The 20,504-nt window shown below is 69.2% G+C and carries 16 protein-coding genes and 2 pseudogenes; 12 read left to right on the top strand and 6 right to left on the bottom strand.

Annotation, left to right across the window (positions count from 1 at the left end):
• Positions 1–27: 27 nt before the first annotated feature.
• Positions 28–1,479: an APC family permease gene (locus tag ACFY4A_RS14970; RefSeq protein WP_390829851.1), complete on the bottom strand. Its 1,452-nt coding sequence runs from the start codon at positions 1,477–1,479 to the stop codon at positions 28–30.
• A gap of 173 nt (positions 1,480–1,652) precedes the next feature.
• On the opposite strand from ACFY4A_RS14970, the gene ACFY4A_RS14965 reads away from it, so the two are divergent.
• From ACFY4A_RS14965 to ACFY4A_RS14955, 3 genes and pseudogenes are all read left to right on the top strand, one after another.
• Positions 1,653–2,387 carry a TetR/AcrR family transcriptional regulator gene (locus tag ACFY4A_RS14965; protein ID WP_390829850.1) on the top strand — a complete coding sequence of 245 codons (735 nt, stop codon included), beginning with the start codon at positions 1,653–1,655 and terminating at the stop codon, positions 2,385–2,387.
• 204 nt (positions 2,388–2,591) lie between these two features.
• On the top strand, positions 2,592–3,986 hold the full coding sequence (locus tag ACFY4A_RS14960) for an NAD(P)/FAD-dependent oxidoreductase (RefSeq protein WP_390829849.1): 1,395 nt from the start codon (positions 2,592–2,594) through the stop codon (positions 3,984–3,986).
• Positions 3,987–4,189: 203 nt separating this feature from the next.
• Positions 4,190–4,327: pseudogene (locus ACFY4A_RS14955) on the top strand (transposase); the annotation flags it as partial.
• Positions 4,328–4,546: 219 nt separating this feature from the next.
• Here ACFY4A_RS14955 and ACFY4A_RS14950 read toward each other — a convergent pair.
• From ACFY4A_RS14950 to ACFY4A_RS14940, 3 genes are read right to left on the bottom strand one after another with little or no spacing between them, the layout of a single operon-like run.
• Positions 4,547–6,211, bottom strand: a complete 1,665-nt coding sequence (locus ACFY4A_RS14950) for an amidohydrolase (RefSeq protein WP_390829848.1) — start codon at positions 6,209–6,211, stop codon at positions 4,547–4,549.
• Positions 6,212–6,221: 10 nt separating this feature from the next.
• A complete protein-coding gene (locus ACFY4A_RS14945; RefSeq protein WP_390829847.1) occupies positions 6,222–7,691 on the bottom strand; it encodes a sodium:solute symporter in 1,470 nt (489 codons plus the stop codon).
• Positions 7,691–7,909, bottom strand: a complete 219-nt coding sequence (locus ACFY4A_RS14940) for a hypothetical protein (protein WP_390829846.1) — start codon at positions 7,907–7,909, stop codon at positions 7,691–7,693. The genes ACFY4A_RS14945 and ACFY4A_RS14940 overlap by 1 nt, the downstream gene beginning before the upstream one ends.
• A 128-nt stretch (positions 7,910–8,037) precedes the next feature.
• Here ACFY4A_RS14940 and ACFY4A_RS14935 point away from each other — a divergent pair, with 128 nt between their 5' ends.
• From ACFY4A_RS14935 to ACFY4A_RS14905, 7 genes and pseudogenes are all read left to right on the top strand, one after another.
• Complete coding sequence (locus ACFY4A_RS14935) at positions 8,038–9,066, top strand: Lrp/AsnC family transcriptional regulator (protein WP_390829845.1); 1,029 nt, start codon at positions 8,038–8,040, stop codon at positions 9,064–9,066.
• A gap of 45 nt (positions 9,067–9,111) precedes the next feature.
• Positions 9,112–9,354 (top strand): annotated as a pseudogene (locus ACFY4A_RS14930) (electron transfer flavoprotein subunit alpha/FixB family protein); the annotation flags it as partial.
• A 317-nt stretch (positions 9,355–9,671) separates the two neighbouring features.
• Entirely contained in the window at positions 9,672–11,192 is a 1,521-nt protein-coding gene (locus ACFY4A_RS14925) for an amino acid permease (protein ID WP_390829844.1), read from the top strand.
• 70 nt (positions 11,193–11,262) lie between these two features.
• Positions 11,263–11,832, top strand: a complete 570-nt coding sequence (locus ACFY4A_RS14920; RefSeq protein WP_390829843.1) for a FadR/GntR family transcriptional regulator — start codon at positions 11,263–11,265, stop codon at positions 11,830–11,832.
• Positions 11,829–11,987 carry a transposase gene (locus ACFY4A_RS14915; RefSeq protein ID WP_390829842.1) on the top strand — a complete coding sequence of 53 codons (159 nt, stop codon included), beginning with the start codon at positions 11,829–11,831 and terminating at the stop codon, positions 11,985–11,987. The genes ACFY4A_RS14920 and ACFY4A_RS14915 overlap by 4 nt, the downstream gene beginning before the upstream one ends.
• A complete protein-coding gene (locus ACFY4A_RS14910; protein ID WP_390829841.1) occupies positions 11,984–12,334 on the top strand; it encodes a hypothetical protein in 351 nt (116 codons plus the stop codon). Before ACFY4A_RS14915 ends, ACFY4A_RS14910 begins: the two co-directional genes overlap by 4 nt.
• A gap of 247 nt (positions 12,335–12,581) precedes the next feature.
• Positions 12,582–13,112, top strand: a complete 531-nt coding sequence (locus tag ACFY4A_RS14905; protein ID WP_390829840.1) for a peptidoglycan-binding protein — start codon at positions 12,582–12,584, stop codon at positions 13,110–13,112.
• 1,081 nt (positions 13,113–14,193) lie between these two features.
• Here the strand turns inward: ACFY4A_RS14905 and ACFY4A_RS14900 are convergent.
• Complete coding sequence (locus ACFY4A_RS14900) at positions 14,194–14,403, bottom strand: hypothetical protein (RefSeq protein ID WP_390829839.1); 210 nt, start codon at positions 14,401–14,403, stop codon at positions 14,194–14,196.
• Positions 14,404–14,810: 407 nt separating this feature from the next.
• Between ACFY4A_RS14900 and ACFY4A_RS14895 the strand changes: the two genes are divergently transcribed.
• Complete coding sequence (locus ACFY4A_RS14895; protein ID WP_390829838.1) at positions 14,811–15,773, top strand: hypothetical protein; 963 nt, start codon at positions 14,811–14,813, stop codon at positions 15,771–15,773.
• Positions 15,774–15,868: 95 nt separating this feature from the next.
• Positions 15,869–17,947, top strand: coding sequence for a PQQ-dependent sugar dehydrogenase (locus ACFY4A_RS14890; RefSeq protein ID WP_390829837.1), 2,079 nt, complete (start codon positions 15,869–15,871; stop codon positions 17,945–17,947).
• A 769-nt stretch (positions 17,948–18,716) separates the two neighbouring features.
• Here ACFY4A_RS14890 and ACFY4A_RS14885 read toward each other — a convergent pair.
• On the bottom strand, positions 18,717–20,384 hold the full coding sequence (locus ACFY4A_RS14885; RefSeq protein ID WP_390829836.1) for a PucR family transcriptional regulator: 1,668 nt from the start codon (positions 20,382–20,384) through the stop codon (positions 18,717–18,719).
• Positions 20,385–20,504: the final 120 nt, after the last annotated feature.

Genomic DNA, 20,504 nt, shown 5'->3' with positions numbered 1-20,504 from the left:
CTGCTGGGTGCGTCCGCAGCGGGCTGGTCAGCCGGCGCTGCTCGGGTCGCTGGGGGAGGCGGTGTCGGGGGAACGGGAGAAGTAGGTCGACCGGCGGCGCGCGCGTGCCCACGCGGCGGCCAGGAGGCCGGAGCCGATCATCAGCACCGGGACGAGCAGTGTGAACCAGCCGTTGTCGGCGGAGAGTTCGAGGTGATCGGTGGAGCGGTAGAAGGTCCAGGCGAGGTAGCCGCCGATGGCGAGCAGTGCGAGCGCGCCCAGCACCGGTCCGACGACCGCGCGCAGAGCCTCCATCGGTGAGGTGCGCAGCAGGTGGCGGAAGTGCACGGCGGCGGCCGTGGCGGTGAGGGCGTAGTAGAGGGCGACGACGATGCCGATCGCGTTGACCGCGGCGAAGATCAAGTCGTTGACGGTGGGGATGACCAGGGCCAGCACGGCGAGGGCAAGGGCGATCGCGGTGATCAGCAGGGTGCCGGCGGCGGGGGTCCCGTGCCTGGGGTGCAGGCGTGTCCAGACGGAGCCGAGAACGCCGTCGCGGCCCATCGCGTACATCCCGCGGGCGGTGGGGATGACGGAGGCCTGGAGCGACGCCACCGCGGAGAACATGAGGGCGATGAGCGGCAGTGCGGCCAGCGGCTGGTGGGCGAGTTTCGTGCCGAAGTAGGCGAGCCCCTGCGCGCCGTTGTCGGACAGTTCGCCCAGCGGCAGGACCCGCTGGAAGGCGGTGCCGGCGAGCAGGAACAGGAGCAGCATGACGGTCAGCGCCATGAATCCGCCGCGGGAGGCGTTCCGCGGGTCTGCGACCTCCTCACCGACGCTGAAGACCGACTCGAAGCCCCAGTAGCAGAAGACGGCGAGCACCATGCCCTGGGCGAGGGCTTCGGCCGAGGGGATGTCGAAGGGGTTGTACCACTGCAGTGAGAAGGGCTGGTCCCCGGCGAACAGGCCGTAGCCGCAGAAGGCGAGCAGCACGCCGTATTCGAAGATCAGCAGGTATTTCTGGAGACGCGCCGCGAGGTCGAGCCCGCGCACGGCGATCAGCGCGGCGGCGACCAGAACGGCCATACCGAGGAGAGTGGACTGGAGGGTGGAGTCCGGATCGAGGGAGAGGCCGGCGACGCTGTGGACGGTGGCCTGGCCGAGGAGCTGGATGATCGCCGAGCCGGTCACTGTGGTGGTGTACGCCATGAAAACGATCGTGCCGACCACGTTGACCCATCCGGTCAGAAAGCCCAGCCAGGGGCTGAGGATGCGGCCGACCCACTTGTAGCTGCTGCCGGCGTTGGGTTCGACACGGTTGAGCCGCCCGTATCCGCCGGCGATGCCGAGCACGGGCAAGAAGGCCAGCAGCATGATCGCCGGCAGGTGCAGGCCGACGATGCTCGCCATCAGACCGAGTCCGATACCGATGCTGCTGGTGGCCGCGGTGCTCGAAGCGGCGAGGACCATGCCATCGACGACGCCTATGGACTTTCGCATCGCGGACCCGGGAGCTTGGGGGCTTTTGCTCGGTGTGCTGCCCGCGTCCTTCACTGGTAGTGCCAATGATCTTCGCCTTGCTGGTAGGGGAACGTGGCCGAAGGGGCCTGGTGGCAGGCCATGGAAGTCCTTGGGCTCTTCACATGTCAATGGTGTTGTCATAAGCTCCGGCCATGGCTGAGCGTGTGGTTCCGGAGCCGTTTCGACGGCGCAGAAGGCCGACGAAACAGGGCACGGTGCTGTCCGAGCGGGTCATCGTGGAGACGGCGCTTCGGCTGGTCGGCCAGCATGGTGCGGAGGCGTTGACGGCCCGGCGGCTGGGAGCCGCACTGGGCGCCGATCCCAGCGCCCTCTATCGGTACTTCCGCAACACGGACGACTTGCTGCTGGCCGTCGCCGACGAGCTCATCGGCCGTGCCCAGCATGGCTGGCAGCCCACTGGCAACTGGCGTGCCGACCTGTGCGAGTTGGGCCTGCGCGTCCATGCCTCGTACCAGGCGCACCCGCAGGCCGCCATGTTGGCGGCACACCGCACGACGGGGCGGGACAACGAGATGCGGGCCGTGGAGATGATCCTCGGCGTGCTGCGGTCGGCGGGCTTCCGCGACCCGGAAGCGGTACGGATCTATCACGCCTTCGTGGACCAGGCGCTCGCCTTCGCGGCCTTGGACGCGGCGGCGCTGGCCATGCCGGCTCCCGCGCAGACGGCCGACCTCAAGGTGTGGCAGGTCCTTTACGGCGGCCTGGACGCGGGCACCCACCCCAACATCGCCGCCACCGTGCGCCTGCTGGCCGCCGAGATGCCGCTCAGCGGCTATCCCTTCGCGCTGGAGTTGCTGCTCGACGCCGTCGCGGCCAGGCTTCCGGGTCCGGGTGCGGGTGCGGGTGCGGGTGCGGAGGCCGGCTGAGGCCCGGATCGCGCGCCCTCGCCAGGCGCCGCGTAAGGGGCCGGGCTGGGCGGATCGCTGCCGGGATACCGGGGGTGTCGACCTGGGTCCGGGAGCGGGGGAAGCGGGCAGGCTTATGTCAACGCCGTTGACAGTTTTCTGGGGCTGGAGGTCTGATGGCTGGACCCCGGAGGCCAACCCCTCCCTGCACCCAAGGAGTCCTCCATGGATCCCGTCCGCGCGCTCAAGGACGCCGGCCCCACCCCCTTCTGGCTGGACGACCCCGGCCGCCCGGAGGCCGCGTCGGCCCTGGTCGCCGACACAAGCTGCGATCTGCTCGTAGTGGGCGGCGGCTACAGCGGCCTGTGGACCGCCCTGATCGCCAAGGAGCGCGACCCCTCCCGCGACGTGGTCCTGATCGAAGGCGAGGAGATCGGCTGGGCCGCCTCCGGTCGCAACGGTGGTTTCTGCGAGTCCAGCCTCACCCACGGTCTGAGCAACGGCATGGATCGCTGGCCCGGCGAGCTCGCCAAGCTGGAGCGGCTCGGCATGCGGAACCTTCAGGCGATCGAGGACACGATCAAGAAGTACGGCATCGACTGCGACTGGCGGCGCACCGGCTCTCTCAACGTGGCGACGGAGCCGTACCAGATCGACGACATGCACGAGTTCGCCGCGCTCGCCGCCCGCCGCGGCTGTGAGCAGACCGTACTGGACGCCGACCAGGTTCGCGCCGAGATCAACTCGCCGACCTTCCTGGGTGCGCTCTGGGACAAGGACGGCACTGCGATGCTCAACCCCGCGCGCCTCGCGTGGGGCCTCAAGCAGGCTTGCCTTGACCTCGGCGTACGTATCCACGAGCACACCTCGGCCGCAGCCGTCGCGGAGGCCGGCCCGGGGATCGCGGTGCGGACCCCCTACGGCCGCGTCCTCGCGAACCGGGTCGCCCTTGCGACCAACGCCTTCCCCTCCCTACTCAAGCGGCACCGTCTCTACACCGTCCCCGTGTACGACTACGCGCTGATGACCGAGCCATTGACGGACGAACAGCTCGCCTCCGTCGGCTGGCACAACCGGCAGGGATTCTCCGACGCCGCCAACCAGTTCCACTACGTGCGGCTCTCCGCCGACAACCGCATCCTGTGGGGCGGCTACGACGCCGTCTACCACTACCGGGGCCGAGTGCGCGCCGAGCACGACCAGCGGCCGGAAACCTTCGCGACCCTGGCTCGGCACTTCTTCCGGACCTTCCCGCAGCTGGAGGGGCTGAGCTTCACCCACGCCTGGGGCGGCGCGATCGACACCTGCACCCGCTTCTGCGCGTTCTTCGACACCACTCACCGGGGCCGGGTCGCCCATACGGCCGGATTCACCGGCCTAGGCGTGGGTGCGACCCGCTTCGCAGCCGAGGTGATGCTCGACCTGCTGGCCGGCGAGCGAACCGAGCGGACCGAACTGGAGATGGTGCGGCGCAAGCCCCTTCCGTTCCCGCCGGAACCGATCCGCTGGGCGGGAATCCAGGCCACCAGGCGGTCCCTCGCCCGCGCGGACGAGAACTCCGGACGGCGCAATCTCTGGCTCAAGACCCTCGACCGGCTCGGCCTCGGCTTCGACAGCTGATGTCCGCTCATCCGGGCGAGGCAAGGGTGCCCGCGGAGCCGGCCCCTCCCTGTCTCGGCGATGCCCGTCGGCAGGACCACCCGGCGCCACAGCCAGGGGCCCCGCCCGCGACTCCGCCTCCAGCACGTCCAGCGGCTCTCCCCGCATGATCGCGGCCGACACCTCCGCGCCCGGTGCCACTGACCGGGCGCGAGCCACGGCTTCGTCTCGCCGACCTCCATCCCGGCGAGGCCAAGACTGACGCCCGCGATGCCTTCGTCATCGCCGACGCCGCCCGATCGATGCCACACACCCTCCGCTCCATCGAACTGGACGACGAGACCATCGCCGAGCTGGAGATGACCGTCCCTGGCCGACCCGGTCTCGCGGGCGTACCACGACAAGAGGACCGCTCAAGGAAAAGCACCACACCCAAGCCCTCCTCTGCCTCGCGAGACCACGAGCCAACGTGCTCGTCGCGATGCTCCGCGACGGCACCTTCCACGACCCCCAACCCGCCTCCACAGGTTGACGAAACCCATAGGGGCACCAGCCCCTCGTGGCGTCAGGGGCCGCAGGCCTCAGGAATTGGCGGACCACACCTGGCGGCCGCCGACCCAGGTGGACTGGACGGGGATCTCGGAGATACCGTCCGGGTCGGTGCCGAAGGGGCTGGCTCCGAGCACCACGAAGTCGGCGAGCATCCCCGGTGCCAAACGGCCCTTGAGGTGGGACTCGCCGGTGGCGTGAGCGGATCCGGCGGTGTACACCTCGAGCGCCTGAGCAACCGTCAGCCGCTGGTCGGCGCCGAGCACCCGGCCGTCGGCGGTGCGCCGGGTGACCATGGTCTGGACAGCGAGCAGCGGGTTGAGCGGTCCGGCCGGGTAGTCGGAGGAGCCGGCGACGGTGACCCCGGCGTCCAGCAGGGTGCGGTGCGCGCACACCTGCTCGGCGCGGTCGTCGCCGTAGTAGCCGATGAGCTTCGCGCCGTGCCCGTGGACGAAGGAGCCGAACGGGACCGGTGTGACCCCACTGCGGCGGATCCGTGCGACCAGGGTGTCGTCCACCATGCTGCAGTGCTCGATCCGGTGGTTGACCGTGTTCTGCGGATGCAGGGCGCGGGCCCGTTCGATGGCGTCCAGCACCTTGCCGACCGCCAGGTCGCCGTTGGCATGGACGCCGACCCGCAGCCCGGCGGCGTGCGCTGCCTCCACCGTGGCCGCCAGCTCCTCGTCGCCCATCACCTGGATACCGTTGTCACCGCCGGTCTCCGCCCGGTACGGCCTGCTGCACAGACAGGTGCCGCCCGCCAGCGCACCGTCGGCCATCAGCTTGACGCCCACCACCCGCACCCACTCGTCGCCGAAGCCCGCGTGCAGCCCGGCCCGGCGCAGCTCGTCGAGGTAGCGGTACCACAGCAGCATGCCGACGCGGGCGGTCAGTCGCCCGCGCTCGGACGCGAGCTGGTACAGCTGCAGCTCCTTGGGGGTGACCAGGGCGTCGCACCAAGAGGTGATGCCGGTGGCGTGCAGGTCGGCGCAGACCTCTCCCAGCGGGCCGACGAGGTCCTCGATGCTGTGGCTGGGCAGGAACTCGGGTTCACCGACGGCCCGGTACCACTCGTCGAACCAGGCCCGCTCGTACATCCAGCCGTCCAGCCGCCCGCCGGCGTCCCGGCCCAGGTCGCCACCGGCCGGCGCGGGGTCACCGTCACGGAATCCGGCGAGTTCCAGCGCGGGCGAGTTGGCGACGGCCATGTGGCAGGAGAAGTGGATGACCACCACCGGACGGCCCGGGGCGAGGGCGTCCAGGGCGGCACGGTCGAGTCGGCCCTCGGGGTCCGCACGCGGGTCGTAGCCCTCGGCGGTCACCCACTCGCCGGGCGGGGTGGCCGCGGCGGCGGCGGCGATGCGCTCGCGCGGCGGCACGGAGGTGTCTCCGCTGCCCAGGTGAAGGCGCAGCTTGGTCTCGGCGAGGCAGGAGGGATGGCAGTGCGCGTCGTGGAAGCCGGGCACGACGTGTCCGTCACCGAGGTCGGTGCGGTCGGCGGTGGGAAAGGTCTCGGACAGCTCGGCCAAAGAACCGGTGGCGACGATCCGGCCGGCCAGGACAGCAAGAGCTTGGGTTTGTGGTCCGGCGAGCGTGGTGATCGCGCGGGCGTGGAATATCCGCACCTTCTCCCGCCGGTGCGACGCGGCGGCCGACACCGGGGAGCCGGACTGCGGAAAGGCGGCTTGGGTTGTCATGGTGGGCTCCTCAGACTGTGGCGGGGGTGGAAGCGGAGGGGGCGGACGACTCGTCCGGGAGTACGGGCGCACCGCTGCAGGCCCGCAGCACCAGCTCCACGGCGACCGCGGTCACGACGTTGACGGCCAATGAGATCAGCCCAGTGCTGATGGCGCCGTGGTAGGAGCCGCCGAAGGTCAGCCAGATCAGTACCGCCTCGCCGGCGACGATGCCGGCGCCGGCCGACCAGGAGCGCAGCAGCGGGCGGCGGGTGAGCGCGGCGGCGGTGGCGGGCGCCATCTGTCCCAGGCCGCTGTACGTGAGCAGCAGGAGGTTGGCCAACGCGTCGGGGCGGGTGATCCCGAGCACCAGCGCGAGGGTGACCGCGATGACGACCGTGCCGTGGTTGATCAGCAGCCCCGAACGCGCGCCGCGCGGGCGCAGCACATTGCGGGCGACCAGGGTGGACATGCCGAGCACGATGCCCGCCGAGGGCACCATGGCGGTCGCGGCAGCGGCCACCGCGATAACGCCGAGCAGCCAGTCGGGCATCGCGCCGGAGGCCAACTGCAGCAGCACGCCGTTGCCAGCGGGCGAGGCCACGCCGCTGAGCGTGGTCAGCGCGGTGAAACCAACGATCATCGGGATGGCCTGGGTGGCGCCGTACACCGGTATCCAGATGCTGTTCTTACGCAGCGCCTGCTCGCTGCCGGCCGCCAAGACGGGGGGCCAGCCCTGCGGCATCGTCAGGAAGAGGACGCTGAAGAGGCTGGTGAGCATGGCGGTGAAGAACCACACCTGGCCGTGCGCCCCGCCTGCGGGCACGCTCAACAGCTCCCAGTGGTGCTCCCGCAGCTGGGCGCCGAGGTGGTTGATGCCGCCGTTGTAGTGCGCGGGGACCATCACCAGCAGCACCAGCAGCGCGACGACCATCAGGGCGTCCTTGAGGTAGGCCGCCTTGGCGACGCCCTGGATGCCGGACCACAGCACGAAGGCGACCACCAGCACCGAGGCCGCGATCATGGCGGGGGTGCCGGTGTCCTTGTTGCCGGTGGCCAGCTGGATGACCAGGCCGAGTCCGGTGATCTGCAGTTGCAGGTACGGCAGCAGGAAGACCACGCCAAGGACGGAGGTGAGCCCGCCGAACAGGCGGCTTCCGTAGCGGTCGGCGAAGAAGTCGCCCTGGGTGAGGTAGCCGCGGTCGCGTCCCATCCGCCAGATGACGGGCGCGATGGCGTACAGGCCCACATAGGCGAGCGGCAGATAGGGCAGCGCGTAGGTGACGGCCACACCCGAGGTGAAGGCGAGCCCGGCGAGGCCGAGGAAGGTGAAGGTGGTGTAGATCTCGCCGGCCTGCAGCAGCCAGGTCGTGAAAGCGCCGAAGTTGCGTCCCCCGACGCTCCACTCCTCCAGGCTGGCAGCGGGCCGGCGGCGGCCGAGCAGACCGAGGGCGCCGATGGCGACCATGCCCAGGACGCAGACGAGCAGCGTGACGGACATCAGCGCTCCTCCCCGGTACCGGTGGCGGCGGCGTTGCGGCGGCAGCGCTCCACGTAGGCCAGCGCGGGAGTCAGTGCGAGCACCCACCCGACGGACCAGACCAGCAGTGAGGGCAACCCCAGCCACAACTGGGGTCCGTTCACGAAGGGCAGCCACACGGCCGCCAGTAGCGCCACCACGGGCACCGCGAGAAGCGTCAGCGCAAGAGGCATGTTCATGCTCCGCATTCCGGGAGGGATTCCAGCCCGCGTCCTTGGCTGCGGGGCGGGATCGGATCGCAGCAGCATCGGCCCGCACTGGCAATTGGGGCTTGATTTTGCAGCAAACCGGCGTTCAGATAGCGTCCATGAAGTTTTCCGCCGACCTGGACGAGACGGACCTTGCGCTCGTCACCGCGCTGCAGACCTCGCCGCGAGCCTCCTGGGCGCTGGTGGGCCGGGCGCTGGGCATCAGCCCGGTCACCGCCGCCCGGCGCTGGGAGCGGCTGGTGAAGGCCGGGCTGGCCTGGGTGACCGCGTACGGCGGCGACTTCGTCGCCCGGCACCATGTGGCGGCGTTCGTCGAGGTGGACTGCGTGCCCTCGCGATTGTCCGCGGTGGTGGCCGGGCTGGTGGAACAACCACAGGTAGCCAGCGTGGAACACACCTCGGGGCGGCAGGACCTGCTGCTCACCGTGCTGGTCTCGGACCTGGCAGCGCTCTCCCGGCTCCTCACCGACGTGATCGGCCGCCTGGACGGAGTGCTGGCCACCCGCAGTCAGATCGTCACCGAGCTGCTCACAGAGGGGTCCCGCTGGGACCTGCGGGCACTGGACCGCGACCAGCGGCAGGTAATGCACGATGGCCGCGACGACCTGGCGGTCCAGGAGTCCGACCCCACCCCCGCGCCCGAGGACATCCCGCTGATGCTGGCGCTCGGCCGCGATGGTCGGCTCGGCTACCAGGAATTGGCGCAGCGTACAGGGATGAGCGAGTCCACCGCACGGCGGCGCACCTCGCGGCTGCTACGCACCGGCGTGCTGGTGCCGCGGTGCGAGATCGCGCACTCACGGTCCAACTACCCGGTGTTCGTCACCTACCGGATGAACGTCCCTTCGGCCGCGTTGGCGAGAGTGGGCTCCGCGCTGTCCGGGGTGCCAGCGGTGCGGATGTGCGCCTCGATCTCCTCGGCGCACAACCTGGTGGTCAACGGCTGGGTGCGGTCGGTGCCGGACAGCCGACGGCTGGAGGAGTACCTGGTCGAGCGGTTCCCGGAGATCACATTGGTCGACCGGTCGCTCACGCTGGCGAACTTCAAACGGATGGGCTGGATTCTGGACGACGAGGGCCGGGCGGTGCGCTCCATCCCCATCGACCTGTGGCGTGCCCCGGCATAGCGTGACAGCCGGGCCCTACCGTGGGATGTGCCGCCAGTCGAGGAAGCCTTCTTCACGGTGGACTCCACCGTCACCCGTGGCATCCCGGTGATCACCGTGAAGCCGAACGCGACCTCGCCGAAGGCGGCGCCTGCCGCGGGCTCGATGGAGAACGTGACGGTCATCTTCTCCGTCGCGGCGAAGGGCACCGACTTGGTCTCCCACACTCCGCGGCAGTCCACCGGGCGTCCGGAGCTGACCGAGGCCGCGATCGTGGTCTCGGGCGGCGGCGGAGTGGGTTCCGCGGAGTGGGCTCCGCAGAGTGGCTGGTGCCGTTCACGCTGGGCGCCGCCTGGGCGCGCGGGGACGTGACACATCAGCGCGCGGGCTGGGTGCGTGGCGGGCCATGACGTCCTTACTGACGCCCAGCCGGATACACCTGGTCGTGGACTGCTGCCGGGTCCCGGACCAGCGCGTCAGCAGGGCCTGCGGGCATGGATGTCTCCCTGGTGGCCCGGTCGATCCGGTGTGTCGCGGCCGGAAAAGGTTTGAGATCAGGCCATTGACAACCGGTGTGTCGTAGGCCACTTTGTTCGCCGTCGTCCCTCGTCGATGAGGAGTCGCGGATGGCTGCGCAAGAAGAAGTCCGGCCAGAGATAGAGCTGGACGAGGATGCTGCCCGTCTCGCAGAGATGGGCTACAAGCAGGAACTCCATCGCGGTATGACCGCGTTCTCGAATTTTGCCGTGTCGTTCTCGATCATTTCGATCCTGGCGGGCTGTATCACATCGTACGGGATCGCGCTGAAGTCGGGTGGTCCGTCGACCATCGTGCTCGGCTGGGCGGTTGTCGGTGTCTTCGTGACGTGTGTGGCGCTGGCCATGGCCGAGGTGTGTTCGCGCTACCCCACTGCGGGTGGTCTCTACTTCTGGGCCGGTGAGCTTGCCAGGAAGAACAAGCGTGCCTGGGCCTGGTTCGTGGGCTGGTTCAACTTCATGGGCGAGATCGCCGTGACTGCCGCGATCGACTTCGGGTGCGCCACGACCTGGATGGCGTTCATGAACCTCGTCTGGGGCACCGAGGTCACTGTCGGCCGTACTTACCTGCTGTTCCTCGCGATCATTCTTGTGCACGCGCTTCTCAACACGTTCGGCGTGAAGCTCGTCGCGTTTCTGTCGAACGTCTCTGCCTGGTGGCACGTGGTGGGCGTCCTGGTCATCGTTGCCGTGCTGTGGGCGCTGCCCGAGCACCACCAGTCCGCCGGGTGGACGCTGACGGGCTGGCACAACGCCACCGGCTGGACCTCCGGCCTCTACGTCTTCCTCATGGGCCTGCTGATGGCGCAGTACACCTACACGGGGTACGACGCGTCGGCCCATGTGGCGGAGGAGACCAGGGGAGCGGCCCGCAGCGCTCCACGCGGGATTGTGATGAGCGTGGTGATCTCGGTCATCGGCGGTTTCATCCTGCTCTTCTCCATCACCGCATCGATCCAGGACAAGAGTTCCGCGGGGCTGGACAAGCTGGCCGCGTCGAGTACCGGGCTGCCGCCGGCGCAGGTCTTCCTGGACTCGCTGAACAGTCCGGGCACGGCGAAGTTCCTGCTGTTCATCGTGTGTGCCGCGCAGTTCTTCTGCGGGATGGCCTCGGTGACCGCCAACTCCCGGATGAGCTATGCGTTCTCGCGCGACAACGCCCTTCCGGGGTCGAGAATCTGGGCGAAGGTCAATCCGCGCACCGGGACGCCCACGAACTCGATCTGGTTCTGTGTGACGCTCTCGGCGATCCTGACGCTGCCGGCGCTGTTCAACACCACGGCATACCTGGCGGTGACCTCTATCGCGGTGATCGGCCTTTACATCGCCTATGTCACGCCGGTGCTGCTGCGTCGTCTGCGCGGCAACGAGTTCGTTCCGGGACCGTGGCACCTGGGCAAGTGGAGCAGCCTGGTCGGCTGGGTCGCGGTCGTGTGGGTGGTGGTCATCTGCGTGCTGTTCGTGCTGCCGCCGACCCGGCCGGTCAATGTCGACAGCTTCAACTATGCGCCGATCGCGGTGGCCGTGGTCGGTCTGTTCGCGCTGGTGTCGTGGTACGCGGGCGGCCGTAAGCACTTCATGACCAGCCGTGACAACCTGGAGGAGCTGTGACGTCGTGACGCCTGCGGCCCCCGTTGGGCATGCGACGGACCCCGATCTGGGAGAAACTCCGTTGCGGCCGGTGCGTTCCCACCACGCTTTCGAGTCGCGCGTGGAGCAGCTGGCGACCGCGATCAGGCCGGGCGGGTATCCGCGTGGTTCGGCGCTGCCGACCGAGCGGATCCTGGCCGAGCGCCTGGGAGTGTCGCGGGCGACTCTCCGGGAGGCGATCGCCGCATCGCGGATGGCGGGTTTCGTCGAGGCGCACCCCAGCCGCGGCGGTGGCACCGTCGTCGTCCACCGGCCGGAAGCCGGGGGAGGGGTTGCTGCCGTTCTCGCGCGAGGAGCTGAGGAGCTGCTGGACGCATTGGAGTTCCGGCGGATCGTCGAGCCGGGAGCGGCGTATCCGGCGGCGAAGGCCGCCGATCTGGATGCGCGGCGGCGTTCGCAGTTGGGGGAGACGCTGGCGCTGGTCGACGAGGCCGCGGACCCGGCCGGGCAGCTGCACGACACGCTGATCGCGATTCCGGTGCTGACGACGAACATCGAGTACTCCCACCACCAGCACCATGCGGTGGTCTCCGCGGTTCTGCGCGGGCGTCCGGACGGGGCCCGGCAGTCAATGAACTCGATGCGAAGATCGAGGAGATGATCGCCCCTTTCGTGCAGGCGGTGGAGCGGCTGGATGAGATCCCCGGGACAGGCCCGGTCGCAGCCGCGGTCATCGTCGCCGCAACAGGGCTGAACTTGTCCCGCTTCCCCACCCTCAGCCACCTGGCCTCCTGGGCCAAGTTCGCCCCGGGGTGAAGGGGTCCACCGGGACGAAGAAGGGCAAGAACAGCACCGGCCACGGCAACCGGTACCTCGCTCGCGTGCTCGGCGAGGCCGCGGTCGGTGCCGCTCGAACCGGCAGATTCCTCGGCGAACGCTACCGGCGCATCGCCCGCCGCCGCGGAAAGAAGAAGGCGATCGTCGCCGTCGACCGCTCCCTCCTGGTGATCATCTGGCATCTGCTGTCCGACCCCGACACCCGCAACACCGACCTCGGCTCTGATCACTACGACCATCGCATCAACCCCGAACGTCGTAAACGGGCCCACATTCACCAGCTCGAAGCCCTCGGCTACAAGGTCACCCTCGAACCCGCAGCCTGACGGACAGCACCACCTGGACCGAGGCGTTACCGCCCCCGGTCACGTTGGCATGCCCGGACTCACGTGGATTTTCGGATCAGGCGCAGATCGTCAACGGCATGACGCTCACAGACAACGACACGATTCCCAGCATGGGCGAACCTTCTGAGCAAGTGGAGCAACAAGTCACAGAGGCGCCAGACCCCACGGCGGGTCTGGCCACCGCCGACTTGCCGGTCAGCGGACTGACCCGAATCTAGGAGTCTTCATGAGTTGGAGCACGAAGCGAATCAAGCTGGGCGCGTGCACGGTTGGGGCGCTGACCGCCGCCGTCCTCGCCGTCAGCACCACGCCAGCCGCAGCGAGCGGGACCTTCAGCGGCCGCGCCTATGTCTACGGCGCTGGAATCTTCTCCGACGACTGGGGCGACGAGGGCGTTCTGTCGACCAGCACGCACACGTACTCCAACGCCACCTGTCTGTGGCAGAAGATCCTGTGGGCGGATGGCTATCTCCCCTATCTCTCGGACGTCGACGGCATCTTCGGATCCAAGACCAAGTCCGCGACCCAGGCCTGGCAGAGATTTCATCAGCTGAACGACGACGGGGTCGTCGGCAAGGCCACATTCTCGATGGCGAACGGCGCCCTGTTGGACAACGACAAGAACGGCACCGTCGACACGTTCGACGGCTACAAGTACAAGACCTCAATCTGGCGTGACAGTGAGGGCCGGTACGCCTTCTACGACGGCGATGGCCAATCCCGGCTCGCTGGTTACGACTACCGGACCTGCAGCTGACTGCGGACGCCGGTCAACTGCCAACATCGGCATCGGCGCACACCCGAAAGCTCCCGCCGGCAAAGTCCCGGCGGGGGCTCTTCGGGTGCCCAGGCGGGATCAAGGGGGCGAGCGGACTGGCACCGCCCCTACGAGGCCCTGGCCGCGCCGGACCCGGCCCGGCCCACCGTGCTGCGCCGCCGGCTGCAGTGGCTGCCCGTCCGGCTGTTGTGGCACCCGTACTGGACCGGCCCGAGGCGCATGCCGCTCGGCGACGTGGGTGAGCGACGGGTGCGCTTGTGTCCGGCGCCGGTGCCGCTGCGGCGCGCTCGGCGTAGTTCTTGCGGTCGGTGACCGGGTCGGTCAGGTCAGCCTTCGGGATCAACGCAAGGAATGGTTCGAGTTCCGGATCCATGAGGCCATCCTGGCCATCGATGCCCAGGGGATCATCCGCCAACCGTCGGGCATCGGGCCCGGGTTACGCACCGAAAAGGACCTCAAGACCCCTCACCGGCCGATGCGTACCACGTCGAGTGTCGCCCCTGCCCGCGCCGGGGCGTCCAGCCCGGCTCGCCCTTCTGCTCGCGTGGCGGCGCGGTCGCCGGCGCCTACCACACCGGCCGTTCACGAGGGTGCCCCGGCTCGCGAAGCTGCTGCGCGTGCCGGCCCCAGCCGACCGGGCACCGGACATCCCCGACCTGTCCCCGTATCAGTCAGGCGTCAGGGTACGAGAACAGCTCCTGGACCTGTCCCCGTATCAGTCAGGCGTCAGGGTACGAGAACAGCTCCTGGAAGTCCGCGTCGAACAGCGACGTACGTGATGTGATGTCAAGCCTCAAGCAGCGAGTGTGCGTGGTGACTGCATTCACCAGCCTCTTGGTGTGCCTCCATCCCTTTTCTTCGCAGGGAATCCAGGCCTTCGGGCCGGGGGAATGCAATGGCAAGCCCTGTCCGCAACCGCCTGCACTCCACACCGGCCGCCCGCAGGACCGGACACGACAGTCAGCGCGATCCACTGCGCCGACGAGGGGGTACACAAGGGCAGATGGAGCGGGGCAGCGCGCACAGGCGTCGCAGAGTATGCCTGGACACAGGCATTCCCTCATGCAGCCATCGCCATCGCCGTCCTGCTGAGCGAGGCGTCGCGCGCAGGGGCCCGATCGGCGAGGACGACAACCCGCAGGAGCGCGAACGGGCCGATCCCCGCCAGAGCGGACGCCGACCGCTGGACCGTCTGCTCGACCAGGGCCGAGGGCTCGGACCGGATGGCGTACAGGCAGAACAGCGCCCCTGCCGTGAACGCATGGCTCACGGCGACGGTCACCCCGGACTGAAGACGGATTCCCGGCCCTTCCGCTTGCTCCGGAAGGAGACCCGCCCCGCCGAGCGGTGATGCAGTCCGGCGAGTGAACCGGCCCCCGCGCGGTCGCCCGCCGGGCCGCTTCACCCACCCGCCGTACCCGCCCGGACTCGGGGCGAGCTGCTCGTGAACCGCCGTGAGCCGGTGGCGTCCGCGCCCCGATGGGCCGCTCACGGTCTGCGTCCTTGTCCGCAATTAGGTTCGTGCCGCCGCCGAAGGACGCTCAAATATTGGCGAGTACACGCCCATTGTCCTGGGCGCGGCGAAGGGGTTACATGGTCCCTGCACGCGGACGAAAGCGCTTTCTATCAGTCGGGAGAACCCGGTTGAATGCCCCTTGACCGCCGCTGGGAGGCTGTATGACACCGCCCCGCACCAGACGCTACTCACTCGCCGTCGCCGCGCTCGCCGCGACCGCCTCGCTTGCCGCCGCCACGTTTCCGGCCCAGGCGGCCCGCTCCTCAACCGCCCACACTCCGCTGCGAGCCCAGGCTGTGGCGGCGTACGACTTCGGACACCCGGACCCCGCCGACCCAGGTCGCGAGCAGGACATCGGACGCTCCGGCACCACGCTCAGCCTGATCAACGGCGGCTCCGCGATGCGCGTGGCCGACGAAGCGTACCCGGGTGCTTCGCCCGCCCTGCAGGTGCGCCAGCAGAACCCGGCCACCGCGGGCAACGACGACTGGAAGGCCGGGGCCTGGGACGCCGAGGGCATGTCGTCCCTCGGGGCCTTCCGCAGTGCCCGCGGTGCCACCGTCATGGGCTGGTTCAAGATGACGGGCGACAATCCCGCCCTGAACTCCAACACGGCCAACCCGAGCGACCGTTACAACGCGATAGGACTGGCCGGCGTACTGTCCGGAACCTCTGACGGTCACGCGGTGCGTGCGCTGCTCGAACTCATCCAGGTGAACGGCGAGTTGAAGCTGGTCGCGCTGGGGAGACGCCTGGACAGCGGCGCCTCCCAGACTTTCGCCGCCGAGGCCCCCTGGGAAGAACTGCTGCCCCGCGGTGAATGGGTCCACCTGGCCGCGACATTCGACTTCCGCGACGGCACCCTTGCGCTCTACCGCGACGGCAAGCCCCTGGACGGCTTCTACGTCACACCGGGCGACCCCTGGGAACTCGCCACCACGCCGGCGCCCCACCGCGCCTCGCCCACCGATCCCCGCGGCATCAAGATCGGCGGCAGCTTCCCCCAGAACACCCGGGAGAACAACGCCTGCGACTGCCGCATGGACGACCTCCTGTTCCTGGACCGCCCGGTGCCGGCCGGAGCGGTGGCGGCGGAGTACCGGCGCATGACGCGGAGCCGCTGACCGCTCCCGTCCTGGATCGTTTTCCCTACTTGTCGCGCCAGCCCGAAGGGACCCGCATGGCGTCACGACGTACATATCGAAGGAACTGGGCGGCTGTGGCCGTCAGCGCAGCCCTCGCCCTGGGCGGTCTCGCCGCCCCTTCCCACGCAGACGAGCCCGCCGCAGCGACAGCCGCCCTGACCGACCCCATTCCGCAGAAGCCCGTCCAGTCCACGACGAGCCTCGTCATGGAGGAGTTCGCGCAATTTCCCAAGTCGGAACCCGTTCCGGCACCAACGGATCCGCGCCTGATGCGCCACGCCCGGATCAACACCATCAATGAACTCCCCGACGGCTCCGGCCGGATGGCGACTCCGGACCTCAACGGCACCCTGTACGTCACCGACCCCGGCGCCGCGACCAGCACCTCCGGTGGCACCCCGCACCCCTACCTGGACGTCAAGGCCGCATTCCCGCACTTCTTCTCGGGCCGCGGCCTCGGTCAGGGCTTCGGGTACGCGGCGTTCCACCCGGAGTTCGGCACGAACGGGCGCTTCTACACCATCCACACCGAGCTCGCGTCGCAGGCCACCGAGACCCCCGACTACCGGCAGGCCGGCACGCTCACCTATCACGGCGTCATCACCGAGTGGACCGCCGACGACCCCTCCGCGGCCGTCTTCCACGGCACCCATCGCGAGGTGCTGCGTATCGCTTTCGCCGGCCAGGTCCACGGCATTCAGCAGATCGACTTCAACCCGACGGCCAAGCCCAACGACGAGGACTACGGCCTCCTCTACCTAGCGGTGGGCGACGGAGGGCAGGGCGTCGGCAACAGCGAGCCGCAGAACCTGGCGCTCCCGCACGGCAAACTTCTGCGGATCGATCCCGCGGGCCGCGACAGCGCCAACGGCCGGTACGGCATCCCCGCGTCCAACCCGTTCGTCGGTGAGCCCGGTGCCCTTGGGGAGATCTACGCCATTGGCATGCGGGACCCGCACCGCTTCAGCTGGGACGCGGGCGGCAGCCACCGTATGTATCTCGGACACATAGGCGAGCACGCCATCGAGTCGGTGTACGAGGTCAAGGCCGGGGACAACTTCGGCTGGAGCGAGCGCGAGGGCCCCTTCGCATTCGACAAGAAGACCACCGACCCGTGCGCCCGCATCCTCCCCCTTCCCGCCGACGACGCCCAGTACGGCTACACCTACCCGGTCGCCGCCTACGACCACGACCCGGGACCCGGCTGGAACTGCCGGTCCGACGTGGGCCGCGCCATCGCCGGAGGCTCCGTCTACCGCGGCAAGCACGCGCCGGCGTTGCGCGGGAAGTACATCTTCGGCGACCTCGTGGATGGCCGGATCCTGGCCGCGGACACCCGCGACATGCGCCGCGGCGCCGACCTCGCGCCGCTCGAGCAGCTGATGCTCTTCGACAAGTCGACCGGGAAGACGGTCACCATGCGCGACCTCGCCGGTGACCAACGTGTCGACCTGCGCTTCGGCTCCGACCGCAGCGGCGGCCTGTACATCGTCTCGAAGGCCAACGGCAAGGTCTGGAAGGTGACCGGGACCCGCACCTTCGCCGACTGCGAGATCGGCAACACGCCCACCACCCACACCACCGGCCCCGACAACTGGGCGCCGGTCACCCCGGCCAAGTGGGCGTACACCGAACGCGAGACGATCATGACCGAGCCGGGCGTCGCCCGCCCGGGACCGCGGCGCCCCTTCGAGTACGCCGTCCTGACCGCGGGCCCGAGCTACTCCTCCGTCACCGTCGAGGCGGAGGTTCGGATCGACACCCCCGTCGAGATCACCAACCGTGACGTCATCCTCATCTGGGACTATCAGTCGGACACCCGATTCCAGTACGCGCACCTGTCGAGCGACAACACCATCTATCCGCACAACGGTATGTTCACGGTCAACGACGCCGACCGGCTGCGCATCGACGACCAGTGGAACGGAACCTTCGGCGCACCTCCGGCGATCAAGGACGACGGATGGCACAAAGTGCGCCTCACCCACTGCGCCGACACCGGTGAGACCGCCGTCTACCTGGACGGCAGCCCCAACCCGCTGATCACGGCCACCGACCCGGTCTTCGCCTCGGGCCGGGTGGGCTTCGGATCCTTCGACAACGTGGGCCGCGTCCGTCACCTGAAGGTGACGGGCACTGCGGCCGGCGACTGACCTCGCGGGGGCGGGCCGAGACCTCGGCCCGCGACCCGACGGGCGCCCGCCGAGTCCGAGCCGACGGGCGCCCGCCGAACAGGCCCTCCCGGATCGGCCGCCCGTTCTCGGCGGCGAGCAGGCGCGCCCAGCGGCCGGGGTCGGCCTCGACGCGGTCGGCGTTCGAACAACCCGACAGACGTGCTGTTGGGCGCGGACCAGGACGGCGACGGCGCGAGCCAGGTCGCTGTGATATGGCGTTTGGCCAGTAACTGTCCGCTGCCGTCGACCAGGGCCACGTCGTGCGTGATCCCAGGATTCGGCGCGAGCCCGGTCCGACATCTCGTAGCTGTTCGTGGCACCAGCTCACACCGCGGGCCCGGGTCTGCGTTGGAGCTGAAGGGGCTCGGGCATGACAAGGGGTCACCGTGCGGGGGGCTCGCGGCACCAACTCCAACGAGCGATCAGACAAGCAGTGTTGACGAAGGTGGCCGTCGCGAGGACGCCGGACACCGCCACTCTGGATAGAGGGATCGAGTGCCCGGACGGCTCAAGGCATCAGTCCGGCCCATGTGGCCACCACCGGGACCATCGTTCACGGCTCGAACAGCCCGTTGGCACGCACGTCCCTCGTGACTGTCGCTATCACCGGATAAGGACGGCTCCGACGTCGCTATCACACGCCACACCAAGACCATCTCGCCCGTGGCCAGCAGCTTCGGGGACAGCACTTGGGAGTGACGAATCCACGGCCCGGGAGATCGTGGGGCCTTCCCTCAAAGTGCGATGTTCATCGGTCGCCGCACAGCCCGCGGGAAGAGTCCGGTCCAGGCGCGTCGCCCTCGTCTCGCTGACTTTGGCGTGGCTCCGACATCCGGTCGTGGAGGGCCAGGTAGAGATTGGCGACGACGACCGTCGACGTGATCGGTGCTCCGAGCAGCTCCTCGACGCGCCGCAGCCGATATCGCACGGAGTTGGGGTGCAGGAACATCGCCTGTGCGGTGGCGCGGACGTCCTGGTCGCAGTTCAGGTAGGTGACTACCGTGGCGGTCAGGTCGTCCCGGGTGAGCAGGTGGCCGAGCTGCTGGCGCGCCTTGGCCGAGACAGCTTCGACCGAGCGGCTGGCGAGCAGCCAGGTCACCAGGTCGACGTCCTCGAACCGCAGGATCGACCCTGGCTGCTCGGTCTTCTCGACGGTACCCGCCCCGAAGCGGTGGTGCCGGCCTCGCATCGCCACCCTGAGAGCGCGCTCGGCGTCCCTGGTCCGGGCGCGGGCGAGGTTGAGGTCCTCGAACGGCTCGCTCAGTCCGACGTGGTGGGTGCGAGCGGCCACCCGGAGCCAGTCGTCGAGGACGACACGGTCACCGGCCAACCCGCTGAACCCGTCTGTCTGGTCGGCTTCCAGGACGAGCGGCAGACCGAAGCTCTGGGCCGTCTCCAGGAGGACGTCCCGGGGGTCGGGGTGCGCGGGTGCCGGGCCGTCGCCGCGTGAGGTGTCCTGGTCGACCTTCGGTACGGCCACGAATGCGCGCATCGTACGATTCCGCTCGAAGCGGAAGGGACGCAACCGGTCCCAGATGCGGCTGGCCGTGTCAGGAGTCATGCCAGAGCGGATCGTGCGCAGGATCTCGGCGGCCTCAGTCACGGATTGGGCCAGCGTCAGGGTGCGCAGTCCCCGCATCGCTCCCAGAAGCTTCTGGGTCGCGTCCAGGATCGGTTGACCGAGTTCGCCGATGACCTGCTCACGGCGTGAGGCGATGGCGATCCAGTACCCGACGCCGCGCAAGGCCACCGGACGTGCCGTGACATGCCAGCGCCCGACGGTGAAGCCGCGCTGGCCGCCGTGGCTGCTTCCCGCGCGCACCGCGCTCCAGATGAGTACCGTGGGGCCCTGGCCAGTGGACTCGACCACGCGTCCGGACTCCTCGTACAGGATGGCCGCGCCATGGGTAAGCGCACCGATCCGGTGCACCAGGGCCTTGATCGGCTGGTCCGCGGCCAACGCCTCCAGCAGGTCCTCCTGGATGCGCAGGCGTTGCCGCAGCAGGTAGGCGTCCGAGGACAGCTCGGACTCATATACGTACTGCTCGACCTGCAGGAACGGCACCGACGGGTCGACCGTGAGCAGGTTCAGGCCCGCTGCTTCGGCGGCTCGGCGCAGGGTGGGCGGGACGTCCTGGAAATGGACGCCGACGCCGAAGAGCAGCGCTGCGGCCCGGCACTGGACGAGTTCCTCGACCAGCGCCTTCTGTTGCCGCTCGGCGTCCGGCAGGCCGACGAACCGCAGGCCCGTGGTGAGCATGAGCCAGTCCTGGCGCAGCCACTTCCCGGCGCTCTCGATCTCGACCGAGTGTGCGCCGCGGATGCGGCGGTCAAGGTCCCCTTCGTTGACGATCTTGAGACCGAGGTGACGCTCCCCGAGCAACATGCGAACGGTGATGTTCCGGGTCGGTGGCATGCGCGCAGCGAACCAAATTTTGTGCTGCCGCACAAGCCTCAGCTGTCGGATTGGTAGATCGTACGTCGACCGGAGGCTGGTGCTCCCTCATTCTGTTCTCCACTCCGCAATCGCGGCGCC

Origin of the sequence: Streptomyces sp. NPDC001292, from assembly GCF_042896465.1 — a bacterium.
Taxonomy (GTDB): domain Bacteria; phylum Actinomycetota; class Actinomycetes; order Streptomycetales; family Streptomycetaceae; genus Streptomyces.
This window is presented reverse-complemented; position numbering and strand designations above follow the sequence as displayed.